A 2789-nucleotide genomic window follows, 5' to 3' on the forward strand; every position below is an offset into this window, starting at 1 on the left:
TATTAATCTTAAGAAAAACTTAAGACATTTAACGCATGAAGATAAAATAGGCGATAGTTTTTCGTTTTACAAAATGAAATGGAACTTATTTCTTTTATCAATGCCTTAACGTATTATCTAACCATTCATTTAATCTTAATAGTTGTTGAAATTTATGCTCAATAAAATCAAACCCTACTTAGGGCCTCTCTATCCGATTGCTGCCGTATTCGTGGTGGGGCTAGTTATCTTTTTTGTCTCTCGTTTAGGACTGGCTATCTGGCATTTTGAACGGGTGAGTGATGCTGGTGGATGGCTGACCATTTTCTTAAGTGGTCTGCGAGTTGATATTGTTTCTCTTTGTTATTTGCTCATTTTACCAGCGTTGTTATCTAGCCTACTGTCTGGCGATCATGCTGTCGGTCGGGTCTGGCATTGGTTTTTACGTGTGTGGATTACCGGCGGTTTGTGGTTGATTGTTTACATGGAAGCAGCAACACCGCCATTTATTATTGAGTACGATCTGCGACCTAATCGAATTTTTATCGAATATCTCATTTATCCCAAAGAAGTTTTCAGTATGCTTTGGAGTGGCTATAAATTTGAGCTTTTCCTTGGTGCCGTAGTTTCCACGTTCACACTTTTTGTCGGTTGGAAATGGAGCAAGCAGCTTGTTTCGAACTTAAGCTTTCCTAAATGGTATTGGCGTCCGCTGATTGCTATTTTTGTTGTGGCTATTGGTATTTTGGGGGCGCGTTCTTCACTGGGACACCGTCCATTAAATCCGGCGATGGTGGCTTTTTCTAGTGACCCTTTGGTGAATGATTTAACGTTAAACTCCTCATTTTCAGCGATTTTTGCTGCCAAACAGATGAAATCTGAAGCGAGTGCTTTCGAGTTTTACCCGAAAATGGATAAGCAGGAGATCGTCCAAGAAATTCGTGCATCCATGAATGTCGACAATAAAGACTTTGTCTCTGCACAACAACCTAGCATGGCAATGCACCAAGCGACCTATCAAGGCCAGCCTAAAAATATCGTAATCCTACTGCTTGAAAGTCACGGTGCACGTTATGTTAGCCGCCTTGGTGGTATCGATGCGTCACCCAATATCGATAAACTGATTGATGAGGGGTGGGCATTCACCCGTTTGTACGCAACGGGAACGCGTTCTGTTCGTGGTATTGAAGCGGTGACCACTGGGTTTTCTCCGACTCCTGCACGTTCAGTGGTCAAATTAGGTAAAAGCCAAACGAATTTCTTTTCAATTGCGGATTTATTAAAGTCTCGAAATTACCACACACAATTTATTTACGGTGGTGAAAGCCACTTTGACAATATGAAGAGTTTCTTCTTGGGTAACGGTTTTGTCGATATGCAAGATTTCCCAACTTTTGATTCGCCTAAATATGTTGGTTCATGGGGCGTGTCAGATGAAGATCTCTACAATAAGGCAGATCAGCAATTTACGAAGATGAGTCGTGAAGGTAAACCGTTCTTTAGCTTAGTTTTTAGCTCATCGAACCACAGCCCATTTGAATACCCTGACAACGTGATTGAACCGTATAATGAGCCAAAGCAAACGGTGGAAAATGCGGTGAAATATGCAGACTATGCGCTTGGACAGTTCATTGAAAAAGCGAAAAAGTCACCATATTGGGATAACACGGTGTTTGTTGCTGTGGCAGATCATGATGCTAGAACACAGGGTAATCAGCCTGTACCAGTCGATTACTTTCGAATTCCAGCGGTGATTTTTGGTGGCGGCATTGAACACCGCATTGACGATCGTCTAGTTAGTCAAATTGACCTTGCACCCACACTGCTTTCTTTGGCCGGTATCAGTAGCCAAAACCCAATGATTGGGTTCGATTTAACTCATGATGTTCCTGCTGAGAAGCAGCGAGTAATGATGCAACGAGATAAAAATTATGGCTATATGACAGCAGACAACCAACTGGTTGTTATTCGGCCTGAGCAAGGTATTTCTACTTATCAATATGATTTTAAATCAGATACCCTGACAGAAAAAGAGTTGGATCCAGAAGTGGTTAAACGTGCTCATGCCAATGCTATGTGGGGAAGCTTAGCGTTTAAAGAAAACTACTACACCGCATCTGATTCATATTGATTATATTTTTATCCACCTACAGCGTTATGCGATAAATCAGTACCCAAAAGTGGCTGAGAAACATAAACTGGTTGGACTTAAACAAGTTTAGCCAGTTTGTGAGACGCAAAATGTTAGAAAAAGAGAACCTGATTAAACTTGCGCGTATGCCAATGCCGTTTGGTAAGTATGCAGGGCGAGCGCTTATCGACTTACCAGAAGAGTATTTGCTGTGGTTTGATAAGAAGGGCTTCCCTGAAGGGGAGCTCGGGCGTTTGCTGCAACTTTGCTTAGCGTTGAAAATTGAAGGATTGGATAGCGTGGTTAAGCCACTAAAGCGTATGTGATCTAGTGGCTAACCGCGTTATTTTTTCATCAGTTTGGCGAGATCGGCAAAGGGGTTATAGGTCGCGCTTTGATGATCGTCTAATCTCGCAACAGGCTCAGCGCCAAATCGGTCGTGGTCTGAATATTTAGAGTGCTCATGATCGTGACAATAGAGGCATAAAAGCTCCCAGTTACTGCCATCTTCAGGGTTATTGGTGTGATCGTGATCTTTGTGGTGCACAGTTAATTCCCGTAAATTTGAATAAACGAATTCACGCGCGCAATTGCCACACACCCAAGGGTAAAGTTTAAGTGCTTTTTCTCGGTAACCGCTCTCTTTACGAGCATAATTGGCACTTGAACCATAAAAATC

Annotated in this window: 3 protein-coding genes; 2 read left to right on the forward strand and 1 reads right to left on the reverse strand. The window is 42.2% G+C overall.

Features of this window, described 5'->3' with window-relative positions:
* Positions 1–154: 154 nt before the first annotated feature.
* Both B9J84_RS03085 and B9J84_RS03090 read left to right on the forward strand, forming a co-directional pair.
* Positions 155–2110 carry an LTA synthase family protein gene (locus B9J84_RS03085; protein ID WP_094123497.1) on the forward strand — a complete coding sequence of 652 codons (1956 nt, stop codon included), beginning with the start codon at positions 155–157 and terminating at the stop codon, positions 2108–2110.
* A 110-nt stretch (positions 2111–2220) separates the two neighbouring features.
* Positions 2221–2436, forward strand: coding sequence for a DUF3820 family protein (locus B9J84_RS03090; protein WP_026028221.1), 216 nt, complete (start codon positions 2221–2223; stop codon positions 2434–2436).
* Positions 2437–2453: 17 nt separating this feature from the next.
* On the opposite strand, the gene B9J84_RS03095 is transcribed toward B9J84_RS03090, so the two are convergent.
* A partial coding sequence (locus B9J84_RS03095; RefSeq protein WP_094123498.1) for a YajD family HNH nuclease occupies positions 2454–2789 on the reverse strand: 336 nt, incomplete at its 5' end.

It is taken from the genome of Vibrio sp. V03_P4A6T147 (genome assembly GCF_002241085.1).
Lineage (GTDB): Bacteria > Pseudomonadota > Gammaproteobacteria > Enterobacterales > Vibrionaceae > Vibrio > Vibrio anguillarum.

Bases quoted from the DNA above. Each gene is read 5' to 3' on its own strand.
- B9J84_RS03085 (WP_094123497.1), top strand. From the start codon at position 155: ATGCTCAATAAAATCAAACCCTACTTAGGGCCTCTCTATCCGATTGCT.
- B9J84_RS03090 (WP_026028221.1), top strand. From the start codon at position 2,221: ATGTTAGAAAAAGAGAACCTGATTAAACTTGCGCGTATGCCAATGCCG.